The organism is Mojavia sp., assembly GCF_059505145.1.
On record NZ_JCACKA010000130.1, the window covers coordinates 1 to 20310 of the forward strand.

The window sequence follows — 20310 nt, forward strand, 5'->3', positions numbered from 1 at the left end:
AAAGTCCATATAACCCTGACTACTTGCAAGCTATAGCAAAATTAACATAAGTAATTTTAAATGGGTATAATTTTTGGCAATGAAACCAGTAGAGGTGAACAATTGTTAGCAGATAAGCCAGGAAGTATTTTCATTTCTTAATTGCCCCTGCAAGTATTTAGGCTAGGCACCAATAAACCCTACCTCAACTTTTGATGCTCAGTTATAGCCACAGCCAACGATGGATAATATATGACCTAGCAATATTGCCGCCCAAACCAATTACTCGCCGTCCCTAACTTCGAGTTGATAAATTCGCATAGAAGGATGCTCGCCCATCATTCGCCAATAGTATGTTTCAGGTAATAGCGATAATCTTGAGCCACAGCGATAAAGAAAAACTGGCTCACAGGAGCGTATTGCTTTCTTCAACATCTGCTCTAAGCTCAGATCTAGCTGCTCGCTGTTGTACCAAATGATATGCGAATTGCCATGATACCCCGCATTCAGCAAGCTGGCGAATAGCCATTCCATAATCGACTGAATCTGAACAAGCTCTAGTCCACTCCCTGTTTGCCCATAACTTTCAATGGTTGGTTGGGGTGGTTTGGGTTTTAGGAAATTCAAGATTTTCATAGTGATGAACAATGCAACTACTTTTAGGATTCCCATCATTTCAATGAAACTTCACCATAATTTCCTTCAAACTCAACTCAAACATATAGTGATACTAGACCACACACAAACACAGGTGAGACAATTGGCTTGCTACTGCAACAATAATTACTAAAGCTCCCAGTAATGAATGATCTGCCTGAAATTCAAGATGAAGTTTGCCGCACAGCATTGGTAATGGCAACTAAACGTGCAATAGAAGCTGACAGGCCAGATCACCTGTTTGATGATCCTTTGGCTGCACAATTAGCAGGAGAAACAGGCCAAGCTTGGCGCGAGAAATGGGAACGGGATGATAGTGATAATCCCCTTGGTAGTACGGTTCGGATTCAGTTTGTTGCAGTCCGCACCCGCTTCTTCGATGACTTCATTTTGTCTGTGTTGCCTGAAATTAAACAATTTGTCTTTTTAGGAGTCGGGTTAGACACAAGAGCATTTCGTTTACCTTTTTCGCCCCAAACTCGTTTGTACGAATTAGATTTACCAGAACTGGTTGAGTACAGAGAAGCAATCTTGCAAGATAAACAAGCAAACTGTCATCGTCAGGCGATCGCTGCTGACTTAACGCAGCCTTGGTCACATTTGCTTTTACAACAGGGCTTTGACATCAACATACCCACACTCTGGCTAATGGAAGGGCTGTTGATGTATCTAAACGAATCTCAAGTGAACCAATTACTCAAAATAATTAGCCATTTGAGTACAGACAGTAGTTACTGGGAGCCGATTTGGTCAGTGTCAAATCGTGGCAAGTCGCGGCTAAACATCCCAATGGCTTGATTAGCAAGCACTGGCGTTTTGGTACAGACGAACCAGAACAGTTGTTTGCTGAACACGGCTGGAATGCTTCAGTACTTGATTCTTAGCTCATTTTTATAAAATTTTCAAAATTTGTTAAGAACTAAAAAATAAAAAGTTTACCTACAATCTATTGAACTCATACACACGTCACTATTCCTACTGAGTAATCTCGTAATTAGTAGTATTCGGCTTTAGTTACGGCAAGAAAGGAACCTTGAATTTTAAGGTCGTATTTTTAATAGTATTATAATTAGTAATAGCTTTACAGCATCAGTTACTTATTATTACCTCTTCATTATTAACATCTTTATTTAAAGCCTTAATACTTCTTTAAATATATTTACTGTTTGTACGAATGTGGAAAGCTAAAAGAAGCAAAGCTAGAAATAGTAATAAATATTGAATCCAGATATCAAAAATGTCTCCCCAAACAAATATTGTAACTATAAGTAAAGATAGCCCAGATAGAATGATCTGCAAAAAATTAAGAATTATTAGTTGATCATGAATTCCTCTATTTTTATCGTTTAAATTTTCAATTTGCAGACTTTCGCCTTCTAACAGAATTTTCTCTGCTGGGTTATTAGTTGATATTTCTGACAGTAATTTAGAAGAATTATTAATGATATGCCAAAATTTTATTTCGTTTTCTAACTCTTTCAATTTTTTTAATAATGGAGGAATTGTAGTATTCCGAAAGTAGCCAACTAAAGCTAATGAAAGAGTTAATAAAATGAAAGAGCTTTCATTAAGTATACAAGTTAATGAAGTTTAGTCATATTTAAGTTTTATTAAAAAAATAATATTATCTATAATTAATTTTTCCTTAAGTTAGTTGCTAAAGCAACTACTTTAAATTAACGATTTTTATAGTTTTATAGATTAATGTATACATTTCTGTTCCTGCTGAGTAATCTTGTAATTGGTAGCATTCGGCTGACGAATTACACTCAGATTTTTCAGCACATGGTCTTGTTTTCAGTTTTCCCATAGCAGCAATTGCTCTAACAGGTTGCAGAAAATCATTAGATGTGTAAGGAAATCGGGCAGTTATGCTATTGAAGTCACATACATCTGCTAAGATTTCGGCGGCAAGTAATCGAAGGAACTTTAGGTAAATGAACTCATCTAACTTTCATAATGCCAATCTGCTCGGTTCAGACGATAAACAAAGCACTCATCGTCACCGAACCGTCGATACTCGATGAATTTGAAACCAAGGCGTTCATAGAAGCGGTGGACGCGGGTATTACTGGCTAGCGGATCAGCAAAACATCGAGCAAGTGCAAGCCGCATCATTTTTGTGCCATAACCTTTGCCCAAATCAGCTGCTTCCCCGATCCAAATATCAATAGCACGAAGATCGACTGCGATATCTCCCCAATAGTGACTTTCCTCTCGTGCAGGATCGATGATCTGTATAAATCCGATGGGACGACCTTCGATTTCAGCAATCAATTGCTCCCTCCAATCGGGATTACGATCTAGTTCCACCTCCCAACCCCAGTCATCGTTAGGATCTGAAGCAATCACATGAGGTTGCTCGTCCCAATGTCGCAGCAGATCCAAGTCAGCAAAGGTAGCATGGCGTAAGTTTATTTTCGTTGTATTCGCTGAAGACATATCGTAAGTGATTCGCCGAACTTAGAGGCTATTTATAAAGTAAATCTTTAGACGACTAGCCGATGTAACATAATACGAGTCATAACAGCATATATGGCCGCTTCACTCATTTCAGGAAGACGTTCATAATCCTTACTGAGACGATGATACTGGTTGAGCCAGCCAAATGTTCTTTCTACTACCCAACGCTTAGGTAAAACCTCAAACTTTTTATCAGTACGGCGTATGACCTCAACATGAGCTTGAATCATTAACCAAACAGCCAGCGCAAACTTATCACCGTCATACCTCCTATTGGTATGCAGGTACTGTGGCGAGGCTGGTTAAAATTGCATGAGATCTGTGTTCGCGTAGCGTCGCCCAGAGAAGGTTGACAGCTTGCAAAAGAGACTGAACGGGAAAAGTCAGATTAATAAATCAGTGTTGTAGTGGAATATGCCCACTGCCCCATTTCGCAGTCATCTACCCAAAAGCTGACAGCACTCGGTACGGTTAATTCCTACATTATGGATTGTGCCTCAATAGCTTGGCGATCGCCTGCACTAATGTATCTGGCTCCACAGGTTTGGCTAAATGCTGTTGAAACCCAGTATGCAAGGCCTGCTGTTGGTTCCCTTCTCCAGCGTAAGCCGTGAGCGCGATCGCCTTCACCTTTCCTCCCTGCTCTGGTGGTAATTTCCTGACTTGTCGCATCAACATATAGCCATCCATGTCGGGCATCCCAATGTCGCTAATGAGCACATCGGGCGGAGATAGCGTGAACGCCAAAAATCCTGCGCTTGCGGTTGCGGCAGTCGTCACGCTTGCACCTGCTTGCTCTAAGACGAACGCTACAAATTCGCGTGAATCGGTTTCATCGTCAATCACCAGAATTTGTAAACCTGTGAGTGGAAGGGTGGATGAGGGAGTGAAGGGGGGATTCTCTACGCTGCTGCTGCCCTCCACATCTTCATGTCTCTTCATCTGCGGCAATTTGACCGTAAACGTCGCTCCCAATCCTTCGCCTGCACTCACGACTTCTACTGTGCCACCGTGCAACTCGACTAAGTGACGGACGATCGCTAAACCCAAACCCAAACCGCCAAATTGACGAGTGGTTGCGCCATCCTCTTGCCGAAAATAGTCAAACACATACGGCAGAAAATTTGCTGACATACCTTTGCCGTTGTCGCTGACAGTGATTTGCGCCTGATGGTCAACCCGTTCTAATCGCACCTCAACACGTCCTCCTGCGGGCGTGAACTTCACGGCATTGGAGAGCAAGTTCCACACAACCTGCTGTAAACGGATTGAGTCGCCAGCAACTTGCCCGACTTCAGAATCTAAGTTGGCTTCTACCGCAATGGATTTAGCTTCTGCGGCGAGCCGCACGGTTTCGAGCGCGCCTCGAATCGTAGCGGCTAAATCAACGGAGCTAGCATTGAGGCTAAGTTTTCCTTGCAAAATCCGAGAGACATCGAGCAAGTCTTCGATCAGTTCGGATTGTAACTTGGCGTTGCGTTCGATCGTCATAATCGCTTGAGTAGTTTTAGCTGCATCCAACTTGCCAGTTTGCAGCAGCTTTGCCCAACCGAGAATGGGATTCAGGGGCGATCGCAACTCATGAGACAAAACTGCCAAGAATTCATCTTTAATCCGGTTGGCTGTTTCTGCTGCTTCTCGTGCGGCTTGTTCCCGTTGTAAAAGCTGTTCACGTTCCTCTGCAAGGCGCAAGCGGGCAGTTTCGACTTGTTTGCGCTCAGTGATATTGCGGCTGACGGTTGCCAACCCAATCCGCTGACTATTTACATCTTGGAGGTAAAACACATTGTATATCATCCACACCGCTTCGTCTGTCTTGAAATGACGGAAGCGAATTTCTACTTCTGCCTGTCCTACCTGCAACACGCGTGGGAAAAACTCATTGATGATAAAGTCCTGATCTTCGGGAAAGAAAAATTCTCTAACTGGGGTTTCGCTATATTGCTGTACGTCCTCTAACCCAACCATTTTTCTGCCTGCTTCATTGACGTAGAACGGCACAAAATTTAGGTCACACATACCAATGAAGTCTGTACTGTTATCAGCCAGGGAAGCAAATTTCTGGATCTCCAGTTCGGCTTGTTTGAGGTCGGTGACATCTGTATTTGTGCCAAACCAGCGCAAAATCTGTCCTTGCTCGTCTCGAATGAGGATGGCGCGAGATAGGAACCAGCGATAGGTGCCATCTTTGCCCCGCAGTGGAAAGGTGTCCTCCCAAGGTTCACCTGTTTCAATACAGTGACGAAAATGCCCCACTACGCGATCAACATGGTCAGGGTGATGCACCTTCTGCCAACCCCAACCCTGCATTTCCTCTAGCGTGGTGCCTGTGTAGTCAAACCAACGGCGGTTGTACCAGAAAATCCAACCTGTTACATCTGCTGCCCAGGCAAACTGTGAGATGTTGTCTGCCAAAGTGCGAAAGTCGGCTTCACTTTGGCGCAATGCCTGCTCAAATTGTCGTTGTTCAATTAAATCGGCGGCTTGACGGGCCAGGAGATCGAGAAATCGCAACTCGCGCTCGCTCGGTCGATGACGGTCGCGCCAGTGAGTTGAGATCATGCCGATTACTCTGCCAGAACGGGTAAGCAACGGCGTGGACTGAGCCGATAAATACCCTGCCTCGATATGCACGCGGCAAAAGCCATTTGGGTCTTCGCTTTCTGGAACATCGAAATCGACAAAGGCGCGCTCGCCACTCCGCAAAGCCATGCCGCAGGACGTATTAGAACGGGCATCAATGCGACTGAAATGCTCAAACATCGCTGGCGTGAAGTTTTGCATCGCCAGCATCACCAGTTCCTGGGTCGCAGGATCGAGCAGTTGAATGGTTCCTGCTTGAGCGTGGGTAATTGCGAGCGCGGCAGAGATCAAGTCTTGATACAACGTTTGCACATTGCTTTCTCTCACCGATCGCGCTGCTAGTTCCCGCAGCAGTTGCGTATCTCGCAAATCGGCAGCAACTGCTTCCTCCGCACGGGCGCGTTCATCTTCGACACGCTTGCGATCGGTAATGTCATAGGACATTGCCAGTACCGCATAAATCTCACCCCGATCATTCACCAATGGAGTACCGTGAGAAATGTAGTGGTGATCGTGGCTGTAATGCTCATGGCTAAACGGTTCCCCATTCAATGCCTGACGGAAGTAGGGTTCATAATAATTCGCAAGAGATGGAGCAAGCGCCTCCCAAATCGTTTTACCCACGAAGTCTTCAGAGGTCATGCCTGCCTCTTCCAGTGCTTTGCCTTCTGCCAGCAGATAGCGCAAATTGCGATCAACCATGAACACCGCCCCTTGAGGCAGGTTAGCCGCCACTACACGAAAGCGGGCTTCGCTTTGCCGCAGTGCATCCTCTGTTTGACTGCCCTTGGTTCGCGCCGCTTCCTCACGCTCCATTGTTTCCTTGAGCTTTTGATAGCTGGCTCCCAGACGCTCTAAAGCCCTTCGTTGCGATTGCGAGAGGCAACTGACCAGCCCAGCCGCGATCGCGAGCAAACTCAATCGAACAACAGTTCCTATATTGATAACTTGTAAAGAATAGAGTGGCTCAATGAAGAAATAGCTAATAGCCAGCGTAGACAGAACAGTTGCCAGCAAGCCACTCTCCCATCCGCCCAACCAGGCACTAATCATAACTGCTACAAAAAATAGGGGCGTAACGGTGGGATAAAGCCACGGTGTCAGCAGCAGCGTAAGTCCAAGTGCTACAGCCACACTGAGAACTACTAGCCCAAAGTCAAACAGGCGTTTGCTCCGATTTCTCCTTTCAGCCCTCATACGTTTACTTCCCTTGAAAGAAAGTATTTTTCTTGAATGGCTCGGCTCCGTTCCCGCAACCTTGCATTGGGGGATTGAGACAATTGGTTTAGCAACGTGTCAATTTACTTGAGTGCTAAAGCAGAAGGCGTAGCGCGTCCATTTTCCCACCGATTAATGGTAGCAAAGGTCATACCTAATTCGGTGAACTTTTCTTGGGATAGCTGCATCGTATGGCGCAGTTCCCGCACCAATTGGGCGAACGGCATTCGTCGCGCTTGCGCGAACGCAGGTTGTTGCATATGTTACTCATTCTTATCACATTCTTGCTCTATGAAACTCAATAGCTTTTCCTCAAACTTGGTTAAATACGGTCGCTTGAGTTTTTCCAAACACTTTAGAACCTCCTGGGCTGGTGCTTCTAACTGACAATTTTCCTGTAGCCTCCGAATGCGTAGACGCGCAAACGGCTTACCGTCAGGCATTGCAAATCACTCAAAACTCGTAACACTTCGCCTGCTGATGATCCCTACCGTTTTTACTCCTGCTATTGCGGTGACTATTATTGCTTTCTCTTGCTTCGCACCAAGCCCTAATCTGCCGACTACTGATTCTCAATAGCCCCCTCAACTGTCCCCTTAAGAGCCTTTCGAGCTAACTTGACATAAGTTTTCACCGTCTCAGGTTTCATCATCTCCAAATCAAGTGCGATCGCCACTCAAAATGGAAGATTCACCGACTCAAATTTGAGCCAGAATTCAAATTACTCGTTGGACTAAGCTAACCGACAGGATTCCACAACGGCTGATGCACAATACGAATGTCATACCATTTGCCATGTCATTTCCTGCCCTGCCCCCAAAGGTACAAGCCCAGATTCCATAAATGGAATTTCATCAGGAACGCGCCAAGTCGTTTTGGACAAGGTAATTCGCTCAGTATTACGCGGCAGTTGATAAAAATCTGGGCCATAAAAGCTAGCGAACGCCTCCAGTTTATCCAGGGCTTTCACGCTTTCAAATGCTTCGGCATACAACTCAAGGGCGTGCAGAGCCGAAAAGCATCCCGCGCAGCCACAGGAACTTTCTTTGCTGGTGCGGGTATGGGGAGCGCTATCGGTACCTAGAAAAAACTTCGGATTAAGCGATGTTGCCGCTTGCAACAAAGCCTGACGATGCTCCTCCCGTTTCAAAATGGGCAGGCAATAAAAATGGGGGCGAAGGCCGCCTTTGAATAGGGCATTACGGTTAAACAACAAATGTTGTGGCGTAATTGTTGCCGCGATGGTGTTGGCAGACAGGACATACTGCACCGCATCGGAGGTGGTGATATGCTCGAGCACCACCCGCAGGTTGGGAAATCGCTGCTTGAGGGGGATTAAATGTCGCTCGATAAACACCTTCTCGCGATCAAACGTATCAACATCGTTATCGGTCACTTCCCCATGCAGTAATAACGGCATGCCCACCTGCTGCATCGCTTCAAAGACGCGATCGCTGTTCCGAATATCCGTCACACCGGAGTCTGAGTTAGTCGTTGCACCGGCTGGGTAGTACTTGACGGCTTTGATAAACTGGGATTCTTTCGCCAGGAGAATGTCGTCGGGGCTGGTGTTGTCGGTGAGGTAGAGCGTCATCAATGGCTCAAACTGTTGCCCCTCTGGAATAGCGGCGAGGATGCGATCGCGATAGCAAGCCGCATCTGCCACCGAGCGGATAGGGGGCTTCAAGTTCGGCATGATGATCGCGCGGGCAAACTGACGCACCGTGTAGGGCAGAACCGCTTTCAGTGCTGCACCGTCGCGCAGATGCAGATGCCAATCGTCAGGTCGGGTAATGGTAAGCTTTTGCATCCTTTCATTATAAAACGGCAACAAGGGCCTCATGAGAATAGGGGCGATCATCCAGATCTGGTATGGGGTGATCGCCATTGAACGCAGGCTCTCAAGACCTGCACTCTTGGATGATTGCTGAAACCCCTTTGTTTAGCTAATTGCAGCAGCAATTTAAGGCAATAAATTCAGGGGCTTGTATTCTTAAATTAAATAATTCACGCATTGAAGAGGTGATGCGTGAATTTTAAGTTCAAAACTGGTCATAATTCAGTTCTCAAGTACCTCGATAAAATCTACTGTGGGCATCAGCTACCCCTGCTTGAGAGCCTTTCGAGCCAACTTCACGTAAGTTTTCACTGTCTCAGTTTTCATTTTCAAATCAAGTGCGAGCGCCCCCAAAGAATCCCCATGTTCTCGACGGGCCAGTACAGTCGCCCAAGTGCTGGCAATCCTATCAGTGCGCTCTCCACCCTTGCGTTTGCGTTGGGCAGTGAATATGTCAGTCAAAGGATCTAGGAGCTAACTCTTAAAAAAGTGGGATTGAAACAAGGACGGTTTATACCCCGCGTTACATTCGTTGGTAACGAAAATTTAAATGTTTACGCTGCTGAAATATTTGCCTAAAATAATCTAATTCAAAGATACGCAGATATATCAATGGACTGGATTACGCTACTGCGATCACAACAGTCTGATTTTGTTAAAAGGTTAACATCCGGTTCTCTGCTTCATTGCCAAACCGAAGGTCAATATAGTGAATTAACCATAATTTCTGGAGAAAGATTAAAAATACTCCGGGAATTTTGCTGGCAAATGGCTGAAAAATATAAACGGGTTTCGTCAGTGCGTGATGTTTTTATTAGCTATCTCAAAGGTAAATTAGGTGAGGAAGTTGTGAAAGAACGCCTAGCTGACTTAATTTGCGAAGTTAATTATGAAAAACGCTTCGGTGGCGATGGCAAGATAGATTTTACCCTCACTACTAACCCATCAGTTGGGATTGAAGTAAAGTCTCGGCATGGTAGTATTGATCGAGTTAGATGGTCTGTAAGTTCAGAAGAAGTAGCGAAAAATGCAGTTATAGTCTGCATATTAATTCAAGAAGAAATACACGAAGCGCAATCGGAATATCACCTTTTTCTGGCAGGGTTTCTACCTACCCGGATGATTAAACTCAAAACTGGCAGAATCGCCTTTGGGATAGAACAATTATTATATGGTGGTGGTTTGCGTTGCTATTTAGAACAGTTTCAATCCTCGATAAATTATAATTTATCTCAGTACGACCATAAGATATCGCAGATTTTATCGGTACCTGATAATCAGCTTGTTAAACAAAACCTATTAATTAATGAAGATAAACAAGAAATTGACTACCTAAAATTAGGTCATGAGTCCTTTGCTAAAGGAGAATATACAGATGCTATTGCAAATTATAGCCAAGCTTTAAATTTATATCCCCATGATGCAGAAATTTATTATAAACGAGGTATAAGTCATTATCAGCTAGGAGATTACGAAGCAGCGAGCGCAGATTATTCTCAAGCTATTCAGATTAACCTTAACGAGCCTAGATTCTATGTTAAACGGGGTTTAGCAAGCTATCAATTAGGAAATTATACAGCAGCAATTGATGATTATAACCAAGCTATTAGACTTAATCCTCATGTGGCAGTTGCTTATAAAAATCGTGCAGATGCTCGCTCCCATCTAGGAGATAACCAAGGAGCAATTGAAGATTATACTCAGGCACTCACAATTAATCCTAACTATGCCATAACTTATAAAAACTGTGGCATAGAGCAATATTTTTTAAGAGAGCAGCAAAGCTTTAATAAAGCTATTAAAATGAATCCTCACGATGCTATTGCTTATAAAAATCGTGGTAATGCTCGTGCTGATATAGGCGATTACGAAGGTGCAATTGATGATTATACTCAAGTAATTGCTATTAATCCTCATGATGCCAATGCTTATTTCAATCGCGGCAATGCTCGTTATGATTTAGGAGATCATGCTGGAGCAATTGATGATTATACTCAGGCACTCACAATTAATCCTAATTATGCTGATGCTTATTACAACCGTGGCAACGTGCAAGCAGAGATGGGAGATAAGCAACAAGCAATTACAGACTTTCAGAAAGCTGTAAATATTTATCGTAAAGAAGGTAAATTAGAAGTACTTAATGATGCACGTCAAAGAGTCTTACATTTACAAATAGAAGATTCATTAGATATTTTAAATTTCTGAAAACCTAGTTAATTGTATTGATAACTGACCGTTAGCATTAATAATTGTCTTCACTATTTGCGCCTTTACGTTATGCAGAAAATTCTTGTTTGTCAATCCGTCTAACTCACGTTAATGCCATCCCATTGAACGCTTCTGCTCCCCTCCGCTTCGCGCCAAGCCCTGATACGCCGCTCACCGACGATTCTCGATCGCCCCCTCATCAGTCCCCTTGAGAGCCTTTCGAGCCAACTTTACATAAGTTTTCACCGTCTCAAGTTTCATCTCCAAATCAAGTGCGATCGCCCCCAAAGAGTCCCCATGTTCCCGACGGGCCAGTACAGTTGCCCAAGTGCTGGCAATCCTATCTGTGCGATTGCCCCCCTTGCGTTTGCGTTGGGCAATAAATATCTCGGTCAGTTCTTCAATCCGTTGAGCCAGCATATCTGTAATCAACTGCTCGGCTACAGCTGACTTTTGCTCTTGCAACCATCCAGAGCGTGTTTGTCCTAAACCAAAAGTAGTTTTGTGTCCTGTACCGCAGTATGGCGCAAGCCTGACCAAAGCATAAAATAGCTGTGTAAATTCAGTATTTGCTAAAGCTGTCCTGCTCAAACCCAAGGATATCGCTCCTGTAAAACCAGTGACTGACCCCTGCTTGCCTGCTGCAACTTTCATCGATTCCAAACGATGCTGATGAATGATGAGGCTTTCATCAATCCATTCCAGAAAAATCTCTTGTTCTACAGGCTGCTGCGAAAAGTCGTTCCACCGCCGTAGGTAGCCAGGACTTACGCAACTGTCACAAGCAATGGCGCGGCTGGCTACACCTCGCGCCAAACAACTAGGCAATCAACATGGAAACAGCCGGACGTTTTAGTTGCTGAACTAAATAATTTGATAACAATCCATGCTTGATTTGATAGATTGTTTGACGAGCTTGATAAGCTAAATCTTTGAGCCTAAGCCAGACTAAAATAGCGCAGGCAATATGATTTCTTTGAATACGACCCTTACGGCATTGACATGATTCAATACCAGTCAATTGCTTTAATTCCCTATGAAACTCCTCAACAATACAATCGAACCTTAGACACTTGTTGTACAACGTCCGTAGAATCTTGAGATAAATCGTTCGTAGCGATAAAATCCGTTCTGTCGGTAGAGACAGTTACCCGGAAGAGTTTCACTTTTTTGGCGGCTGGAAACTTCTTAATTTTAACTATTTTACCTGATTTTAACTCCTCATCATTCCAAGATAACAACTCAATTTTTTTATAATCTTCTTGCTTACCCGTATCATCAACAAGTCGATTACGTTTCAGAGGACAATAATAATATTTCTCTAAACTATCAATATATAACATCAATTTATTTGTCGCATACCAAGTGTCCATTAAGACTGATTGAAATGGCAAAGTCTTATGATAGACCAGGTTTTGCAGCATCTCTGTAACATGGACTATTTTTGTTTTTCCATCTCTTTCTGGGTCATAAATACGATAATCAACCACCCAAAATTTTCCGACCTCATGATTGACATATATACAATTTATTAGCCCAATCCCTTGGATAACTCGATGCTCGTTGCCACTATATTGGCGTTTAGTTATTTCTATTTCTTTGGCATATCGTTTATCAATTACTGTGTCATCAAAAACGAGATATGCGTTATCACTTACAGAGATGATATCTTTAACATTATCCCAAAGCAAACGTGGTGTTAGCTTTTCACCCTTGAGATAGCGATTAATTTTATCATGACTAATCTGCTCGCTTCTGCTCTGCTAAATTTGTGAGAGTATAATTAATCTGACTACTTAACAAGTATTGACAATAGTTAAGTTTAGTAAATCGCATAAATGACTGGATTTATTTTATGCATCCTCAACTAATTTTCTCATGATTTGAAGAATAGTTAACACAGCCGATTAGTGTTACTAATTTCAGCACTAATTTCAGCAATGCCCTCTGAGTACGCCAATTTTATATAGTACATAAATACTATAAACTAGCGATCGCTCTGTGCCAGTTGCGTAAGTCCTGGTAGCTATGGAAAAGATTCTCTGGTACTGGCAGGGGGAAATGATGTCCTTTGCGCCGAAAACTCGTTGGTGAAACAAAGCTTAGGTCTACTACTGATTGTTGAGTTAGCGATCGCAGTAATTGAGCATAAGTGGTTGGAGGATGAGCGATACTCACCTGTTTTATTTGCAAGGATGCCCCTCTCAAATCGATTGTTTGGGGTAAATGAGTTAACCACTGTTTGAGAAACAATGCCACTCTCTGAGACAACCCATTGATATGCCAATGGTAAATTTGGTTGGCGACTAATTGCAGTTGCTTGCCACTAGCAAGCAGTTGACCTTCCAGTGCTGAGATGTTGAATGGCTTTTCTGACTGTCCATCGTGGAGATAAGCTGATAGGTCTGGGTCAACTTGCCGCACTTGCTCAAGAAACCAAGCATGAAGTGCAATCGTATATTGTGAGTAAAGCGATGCTGTTGCCGTTGGCTCCAAATCAAACACCAAGCCTACTAATTCAGTGTCATCTGCCCATGTTGGAACTGAGTCAGTGGGCGCTGATTTAGCTCTTGACTTGCGCTTGGGGGCTGTGGTTGCTCTGGGAGTGACTAAGACTATTTCGGATCTGCACTAATTTACATTTTCCAAATAAGCGATCGCTTCAACAGTTACTCTACTGCCAATATTCGCTTACAGTCAAACAAAGCAAATTCTTGTTACGAGCAGACCTAGATCACACTTCAACTAGCTTATCTCAGCTAAACTATATTTTTATACTTAATTCTAGTAAATAACTACGTAGAAATTAAAATTATGCCAATGAGGAGAAGCGATCGCAAAGATTCAAATGATGACAATGCCATCAATCACCTACGCTCACGGCAGAAAGAACCAGCATCTCCTCATGAGCTTAAACAGTTGTTGATGACTGCTCGCGCCCAACGTGATGAATGGCAGCAGAAAGCAAAAGAAAACGAGGCAGCTACAACTCAACTTGTTCAGGTTCAACAAGAGATTCAAACTTATCAAGTCAAGTTTACTAAGTTAGAAGAGGGTGTTGCTCAAAACTACCAGCTATATATTGGTGAGCAACAAAATCATCAGCAGACCCTTTGCCTTTATAACGAAGAAAAAGGCAGAGTCAGTGAATTACTGAGCAAATACGAAGAAGCGAACTCTCAAAAAGAAAGGTATTTGGCTTTATACAATGAGACTAAAGCGGAACTCAAGTATGAACGGCGTTCCAAAGCTAGTATTAAGGGATGGGAAACTCGCCGCAAAGCTGAGAACGAACGACTCAAACGCGAAATTGCTGATATGGTTGTTCTGCTACAGGAATCCATGTCCAGCAAGGATGAGGCGGTCAACAATCTTTATGTTGTAGCAGAACGTTTAGACCGGATTCAGTCTTTAGTTGATTCAGTGGAAGAAGAAACAACAAACAATCCTTTGGGTTTGGTGCAGAAGTTTAAGCGCATCTGGCTGGCAATTAAAGAAATACTTTCCGAATAATGAACCTTTCATGAGTAAAAAATCATTACCGACTAAACCTAGTCAAGGTAAAACTAAGCTGGGAGAGCAAATCCGTAGCATCGCAGATCGCCTGAAACAGGAAACCGAAATTCAAATTAAGGCAACTTCTCGAATTTTGGGTGCAGCTGCCCAAATTAGTGAAAATCATGACCGACTAATTAATGAAGTCGTTGAAATGGTTGAGGAAGACCTTAACAACCAGGCTGATACGTCTCAAAGGCAAACTTATACGGTCGAAGCTCTGAAAATACAATATAAAACGTTAAAGGATGCAAAGGCTCACTTTAACTTGAAAGCCAACAGTTGGGATGCACTTGTTAATCAATTGAATACTCTATCGTTGCAATCGCCTGTAGCTGAAAATAGTCCTCAGCTAAGTCAAAACTTAAATGGAAAACAGGTAAATAATCATACAGAACTTGAAAGATTAACAGTTTTTTTAGAACCTGACGTTGCCCAAATGTTCCCAACTTCAGAAGCAGTAAACGAGGCTTTGCGTTTTTTGATTAGAGTTGCAAGTAAAAGTAACTAAAATTGCAATGCTTTTCAACTCAATCTCTTATCACAAGCGTTTCAATCCCTATTAGGGAGTAAGTGAAATTTCAACCAAAATATCTACCGATGCTATCATGAAATGCCCTTTGTTTCAATCCCTCATAGGGAGTCAATGAAATTTCAACGGTGTATGGTATAGATGTCATTGTTGCGAATACGTGTTTCAATCCCTCATAGGGAGTCAATGAAATTTCAACTCTATCCGAAAGTATGAAACGTCGGCTTAGTATTAATGTTTCAATCCCTCATAGGGAGTCAATGAAATTTCAACTTCCTCTCTGTTTATATCTCTGCATTCATATGTGCGATGCTGTTTCAATCCCTCATAGGGAGTCAATGAAATTTCAACGAGATGATCATAATCATTGAAATCCCGCCGCCAAGTTTCAATCCCTCATAGGGAGTCAATGAAATTTCAACTGTGCGAACTATGGGCTTCAAGGTACAGTTCATAAATGTTTCAATCCCTCATAGGGAGTCAATGAAATTTCAACGGAATGCATCTAAAGATAGCCCATGCAGAGATTCCCGTTTCAATCCCTCATAGGGAGTCAATGAAATTTCAACCAGCATTAACAGCCTCGGTGTTACTCTCATCTGCCAGTTTCAATCCCTCATAGGGAGTCAATGAAATTTCAACGTAGAAGCTTTAAAAACTACTGTTGGTACTCTTACAGGTTTCAATCCCTCATAGGGAGTCAATGAAATTTCAACTCAGAAGATATGGAAGATATATCAGGCTATAAGATGTTTCAATCCCTCATAGGGAGTCAATGAAATTTCAACTTTCTCTCGTACCTCGCACAGTTGTACGTTTGCACGTTTCAATCCCTCATAGGGAGTCAATGAAATTTCAACTGCGGAGGCTGAAGATCTAGTCTATATTTGATTTTCAAGGTTCTGTCGCGTGAATGAATTAATCGTACCATAGAAAATTGCAATACAGAAGTAAGCAAATGGCTAAAAAGCTTACGGTACAAGGCGCGCGGCTATTTTGATAGATACGTCGCTCAGAAGTCTTATACTAAAAGGCTTTGAGCCTTGTTCACCGAAATCTTATTTTGAACACCTACCCATCCGCGTATTCAGGAAGAAAAGCACTGTTTTTATCAAGTTATTACCACTAATGGAATTAACTTTTCATTAATGATACACGTGTAAACTAATTCTTTTCTATACCTTCAAAGCAGCAGAGCTTAGGGTTAAAATTCAGTAGGCAGGTAAAGCTACTTGCTGCTTTATTGCTCTATGAACATTTGTCCTCTAAAAAACTCAAAAGTTCCTCCTCAAACGCAGTCAAATACGGTCGCTTCAACTCCCCCAAACACTTCAAAAATGCCTGTACTGGTGCTTCTGAGGAGCCATTTTCCCGTATATTACGAATGCGATTGCCTTCGGCACTGCCCCTTGGGCAATCGCACAAGAGCTGCATCTGCTGACATTCTGAATCGGCACTACTTACAAGAATTTAAATTAGTACAATATTATATATTTTATGGATTTTGATTTACTATTTGCTGGAGCGATGCAAGGCACTACAAAAATTTATATTAAGTGAATTAAAAACAAAAACTATTTATTTACTAGTAGTGATAAATTAATTTTACTCAGCAGATGTAAAGCAACTAATTTGCTTGGGATGGAGGGTGCAATGTTCTATCTCAGTGCTATAGAGCGCAGTTGGGGCGGAAAATTAGGTTTAGCAATTGCAAGCTTATGTGCGATCACATTTTCTACAAATCGTGCCAACGCACAAATTACTCCCGATGGCACACTACCTGATAATTCTCGTGTGATAACACAGGATAATCTCACAACTATTGAAGCAGGAACTATTGAAGGAAGCAACTTGTTCCACAGCTTCAAGGATTTTTCTGTGCCAACTGGAAGTACAGCTTACTTCAATAATGCTCCAGATATTCAAAATATTATCAGCCGCGTAACAGGCGGTTCAATCTCTAATATTGATGGTTTAATTCGTGCTAATGGTACAGCTAATTTATTTCTGCTGAATCCTAATGGCATAATTTTTGGCCCCAATGCTCAATTAAACATTGGCGGATCTTTCTTAGCTAGTACAGCGAATAGTCTAAAGTTTGCCGATGGCATAGAATTTAGTGCTACCACACCCCAAAGCAAACCTTTGCTAACTATCAGTGTTCCTATTGGCTTGCAATACGGAGCGAATCCGGAAAGGATTTTAGTACAGGGAAATGGTCAAGGTAAAAGAATAACAACCGAGCTAATAGATACTGATTTTGGTTTGCGTGTGCCAGCAAATCAAACTTTAGCTTTAGTGGGCGGTGAGGTGGTGCTGGAAGGAGCAACCTTGAAGACTGCTGGGGGAAGAATTGAATTGGGGAGTGTAGCTAGCCCTGACATAGTTAGGCTAACCCCTTCCCAGAACGGCTTTTCCTTGAGCTATGAAGGTGTCTCAACATTCGGAGATATTCAACTGTCCCAACAGTCAGCAGTGGATGCTAGTGGAGAAGGTGCCGGTGATATCCAAGTTCGAGGCAGACGGTTGCTACTACGAGACGGTTCCACTATTGAGACCCTGACTTTGGGTTCAAAACCAGGAGGCACTTTTAATATCACTGCCTCTGAGTCGGTAGAGTTGATTGGTTCTAAAACCTTGGCTAATGGTCGTAAAGTAGGTAGCTTACTTTCTGCTCGAACTTACGGTGCTGGGTCTGCGGGAAGTTTGTCAATTACGACTGGGAGGTTGAGCCTTCAGGATGGGTCACAGGTAACAGCTTCTACTCATAGCGAGGGACAAGCAGGCCAAGTAACTGTAAATGCCTATGATTCTGTGCAAGTTATTGGGGAATCAGAAGATGGTGAAATTGCTACTAGCTTGCGTGCGACAGTCGAATCGGAAGCCACAGGAGATGGGGGAAATCTCTATGTTGAAACTAAGCAGTTGATTGTCCAAGGAGGGGCAGAGGTCACATCTGGTAACTTTGGTGCTGGAAAGGCAGGCAATGTAAGCATTCGGGCAAAAGAAGTGAGAGTGATTGGAACATCAGCCAAATATGGTGGTCAGTACCCTAGTTACATAAATGCTAATGTAAATCGACAAGCCACTGGTGAGGGGGGAAATGTAAATATTCAGACTGAACAACTGTTTGTAGAAGATGGGGCACAAATAGGTGCTGGCACTTTGGGCATAGGAGATGCAGGAATTTTAAATGTTCATGCTAGTGACTTAGTTAAAGTAAGCGGGCGGAGTAAAGATAACAGGTCTGGCAGCCAATTAGGCGCTAAAGTCAATCAATATGCCATCGGAAAGGGCGGAAATCTGACTATAGATACTAAACGCTTAATAGTCCAAGATGGAGCACAGATATCAACTGGCACTTCTGGCAAAGGTTCAGCCGGCAATTTGAGGGTGAATTCTTTAAATTCGGTAGAACTGATTGGAGCGGGAACAAATGCAGATGGTCAGGTTGTTAGCAGCGGTATTTTTAGTGAAGTCAATCAAGGAGCTACGGGATCTGGGGGAAATATAACCATCAAAACGGGAAGATTGATTATTCGGGATGGCGCTGAAGTAGGATCTGGTGCTTTTGGCAACGGCCCAGGCGGAACTGTGGAAGTAACTGCTTCCGAATCTGTGGAACTTTTTGGAAGACCAAAAAATGGTACTCGAAGTTTCGTGTTTAGTGACACTTTTGGTGCTGAAGCTGCTGGCAAAATCACAATTGCAACTAAGAGATTAGTTATCCAGGATGGGGCAGAGGTATCAGCTTCTACTTATGGTAGTGGTTCAGGGGGAACTGTGGAAGTAACCGCTTCAGAATCTATGGAAGTTATTGGTACCACAGCAAATGGTGAGTTTCCCAGCACCTTATCAGCTGCAACATTGGCTATCGGAAATGCCGGAGATTTGACTATTAAAACTGGACAGTTAAATGTTCGGGATGGGGCAGAGATTACTGTGAGCAGTATAGGTTCAGGCAAGGCAGGAAATCTAAAGGTACAAGCTCGCTCCATAAAACTGGATAATCAAGGAGCTGTTATTTCTACAACCAAATCAGGAAATGGCGGCAATATTGAGCTGCAAGCTCAAGACTTATTGCTGCTGCGCCGTAATAGTAATATCTCTACTAGCGCAGGCACGGCACAAGCTGGTGGAAATGGCGGTAATATCATTATTGATTCTCCATTCATTGTTGCTGTCCCAAGAGAAAATAGCGACATCACCGCCAATGCTTTTAGCGGCAGTGGTGGTACAGTCGCAATCAACGCAACTAACATCTTTGGTATGGTGGTGCGTAGTCGAGAAGACTTAGTGAGACTACTATCAACCAACGACCCTATCCAACTTGACACCCAAAAACTACTAACAAGTGACATCTCTGCAATTTCTCAGGCAAGTCCTACGTTAAGCGGTCAAGTAAATATCAATACGCCTGATGTTGACCCCAGCCGGGGGTTAGCAGAATTACCAGCAGAGGTTGTTGATGCTTCTGGATTAATTGCACAAGGCTGTAACGCCCAAAATGGCAAAATAGCCAGCCAATTTACAATCATCGGTCGTGGCGGTTTACCGCCTAATCCCAGCGAACTACTCAGTAGTGATGCAGTGTGGGAAGATGCTCGCCGTCCGTCTGTTATGGCTAATCGGCAGAACTTAAAGACTGCCACGCAACCATCTGAAGCATCTGCTGGCGTTGAAATTGTGCCAGCTGATAGTTGGAAGTTCAACAACAAGGGCGAAGTCGTTCTCACTGCCCAAGCAGTAAATACTCCTCAAACTTTTACTTCTAATCCAACTACCTGCCGTGTTCCCTAAAATTTTTCTTGGTATTAATTACTACTTATCTCGGCTGAGTCTTGTGTTACTGACTGGTATAGTATTAAGCATCTCTTGGCAACTCATGTTAAGAGCACAGACAATTGATGCGACTCAAACCTTTGGCAGCCAAAATGTAAATTCTCTGCAACTATTGCAACAGGGTTGGGAATTATACCAAAAAGAGAAATTTGCTGAAGCAGTAAAGGTTCTACAACAAGCTTCTCAAGCGTTAGAATCTCAAGGTGACAAGCTCAACCAAGCATTGGCATTGAACTATTTATCATTAGCAGCTCAACAATTGGGACAATGGCCTGAGGCAACCAAAGCGATTCGCAATGCGATCACCTCGCTTCACGCAGATAGTTTAACTTTATTACAAGCCAATTCAAACACCAGAGCTAAAGAGCATACATCAGTTTTAGCCCAAGCGTTCAACACTCAAGGTCAGTTGCAACTGGCGCTTGGGCAATCA

Annotated in this window: 14 protein-coding genes, 4 pseudogenes and 1 CRISPR repeat array; of the genes and pseudogenes, 6 read left to right on the forward strand and 12 right to left on the reverse strand. The window is 43.1% G+C overall.

The window, feature by feature from the left end; all coding sequences use genetic code 11:
- Window positions 1-261: 261 nt before the first annotated feature.
- On the reverse strand, window positions 262-615 hold the full coding sequence (locus tag AC5JL8_RS35200; RefSeq protein WP_495884337.1) for a hypothetical protein: 354 nt from the start codon (window positions 613-615) through the stop codon (window positions 262-264).
- A gap of 165 nt (window positions 616-780) precedes the next feature.
- On the opposite strand from AC5JL8_RS35200, the gene AC5JL8_RS35205 reads away from it, so the two are divergent.
- On the forward strand, window positions 781-1434 hold the full coding sequence (locus AC5JL8_RS35205) for an SAM-dependent methyltransferase (protein ID WP_495884338.1): 654 nt from the start codon (window positions 781-783) through the stop codon (window positions 1432-1434).
- Window positions 1435-1785: 351 nt separating this feature from the next.
- On the opposite strand, the gene AC5JL8_RS35210 is transcribed toward AC5JL8_RS35205, so the two are convergent.
- The 8 genes and pseudogenes from AC5JL8_RS35210 to AC5JL8_RS35245 all read right to left on the reverse strand — a co-directional run.
- Entirely contained in the window at window positions 1786-2118 is a 333-nt protein-coding gene (locus tag AC5JL8_RS35210) for a hypothetical protein (protein ID WP_495884339.1), read from the reverse strand.
- Window positions 2119-2583: 465 nt separating this feature from the next.
- Window positions 2584-3078 carry a GNAT family N-acetyltransferase gene (locus tag AC5JL8_RS35215; RefSeq protein WP_495884340.1) on the reverse strand — a complete coding sequence of 165 codons (495 nt, stop codon included), beginning with the start codon at window positions 3076-3078 and terminating at the stop codon, window positions 2584-2586.
- Between the two features lie 47 nt (window positions 3079-3125).
- Window positions 3126-3383: a transposase gene (locus AC5JL8_RS35220; RefSeq protein ID WP_495884350.1), complete on the reverse strand. Its 258-nt coding sequence runs from the start codon at window positions 3381-3383 to the stop codon at window positions 3126-3128.
- Between the two features lie 199 nt (window positions 3384-3582).
- Complete coding sequence (locus tag AC5JL8_RS35225) at window positions 3583-6879, reverse strand: PAS domain S-box protein (protein WP_495884341.1); 3297 nt, start codon at window positions 6877-6879, stop codon at window positions 3583-3585.
- A gap of 104 nt (window positions 6880-6983) precedes the next feature.
- Window positions 6984-7160, reverse strand: coding sequence for a helix-turn-helix domain-containing protein (locus AC5JL8_RS35230; protein WP_495884342.1), 177 nt, complete (start codon window positions 7158-7160; stop codon window positions 6984-6986).
- 3 nt (window positions 7161-7163) lie between these two features.
- Window positions 7164-7343: a hypothetical protein gene (locus AC5JL8_RS35235; protein ID WP_495884343.1), complete on the reverse strand. Its 180-nt coding sequence runs from the start codon at window positions 7341-7343 to the stop codon at window positions 7164-7166.
- Between the two features lie 338 nt (window positions 7344-7681).
- Window positions 7682-8788 (reverse strand): dihydroorotase, encoded by a 1107-nt coding sequence (gene pyrC, locus AC5JL8_RS35240; RefSeq protein ID WP_495884344.1) that lies wholly within the window; start codon window positions 8786-8788, stop codon window positions 7682-7684.
- A 213-nt stretch (window positions 8789-9001) separates the two neighbouring features.
- Window positions 9002-9208, reverse strand: a pseudogene (locus tag AC5JL8_RS35245) (CRISPR-associated endoribonuclease Cas6); the annotation flags it as partial.
- A gap of 141 nt (window positions 9209-9349) precedes the next feature.
- On the opposite strand from AC5JL8_RS35245, the gene AC5JL8_RS35250 reads away from it, so the two are divergent.
- The gene (locus tag AC5JL8_RS35250; RefSeq protein WP_495884345.1) at window positions 9350-10945 is read left to right on the forward strand and encodes a tetratricopeptide repeat protein; all 1596 of its coding nucleotides are present in this window, start codon (window positions 9350-9352) and stop codon (window positions 10943-10945) included.
- 174 nt (window positions 10946-11119) lie between these two features.
- Here the strand turns inward: AC5JL8_RS35250 and cas6 (AC5JL8_RS35255) are convergent.
- The 3 genes and pseudogenes from cas6 (AC5JL8_RS35255) to cas6 (AC5JL8_RS35265) all read right to left on the reverse strand — a co-directional run.
- Window positions 11120-11707 (reverse strand): annotated as a pseudogene (cas6, locus tag AC5JL8_RS35255) (CRISPR system precrRNA processing endoribonuclease RAMP protein Cas6); the annotation flags it as partial.
- A gap of 61 nt (window positions 11708-11768) precedes the next feature.
- A pseudogene (locus AC5JL8_RS35260) lies at window positions 11769-12784 on the reverse strand (IS701 family transposase).
- Window positions 12785-12928: 144 nt separating this feature from the next.
- Complete coding sequence (gene cas6, locus AC5JL8_RS35265; protein ID WP_495884346.1) at window positions 12929-13453, reverse strand: CRISPR-associated endoribonuclease Cas6; 525 nt, start codon at window positions 13451-13453, stop codon at window positions 12929-12931.
- Between the two features lie 309 nt (window positions 13454-13762).
- On the opposite strand from cas6 (AC5JL8_RS35265), the gene AC5JL8_RS35270 reads away from it, so the two are divergent.
- The 4 genes and pseudogenes from AC5JL8_RS35270 to AC5JL8_RS35285 form a co-directional block, all read left to right on the forward strand.
- Entirely contained in the window at window positions 13763-14461 is a 699-nt protein-coding gene (locus tag AC5JL8_RS35270) for a hypothetical protein (protein ID WP_495884347.1), read from the forward strand.
- A 10-nt stretch (window positions 14462-14471) separates the two neighbouring features.
- Complete coding sequence (locus tag AC5JL8_RS35275; protein WP_495884348.1) at window positions 14472-15014, forward strand: hypothetical protein; 543 nt, start codon at window positions 14472-14474, stop codon at window positions 15012-15014.
- 38 nt (window positions 15015-15052) lie between these two features.
- A CRISPR array of direct repeats spans window positions 15053-15895; the repeat unit is 37 nt; unit sequence GTTTCAATCCCTCATAGGGAGTCAATGAAATTTCAAC.
- A gap of 793 nt (window positions 15896-16688) precedes the next feature.
- Window positions 16689-19835: a two-partner secretion domain-containing protein gene (locus AC5JL8_RS35280; protein ID WP_495884349.1), complete on the forward strand. Its 3147-nt coding sequence runs from the start codon at window positions 16689-16691 to the stop codon at window positions 19833-19835.
- Window positions 19836-19920: 85 nt separating this feature from the next.
- Window positions 19921-20310, forward strand: a pseudogene (locus AC5JL8_RS35285) (CHAT domain-containing protein); the annotation flags it as partial.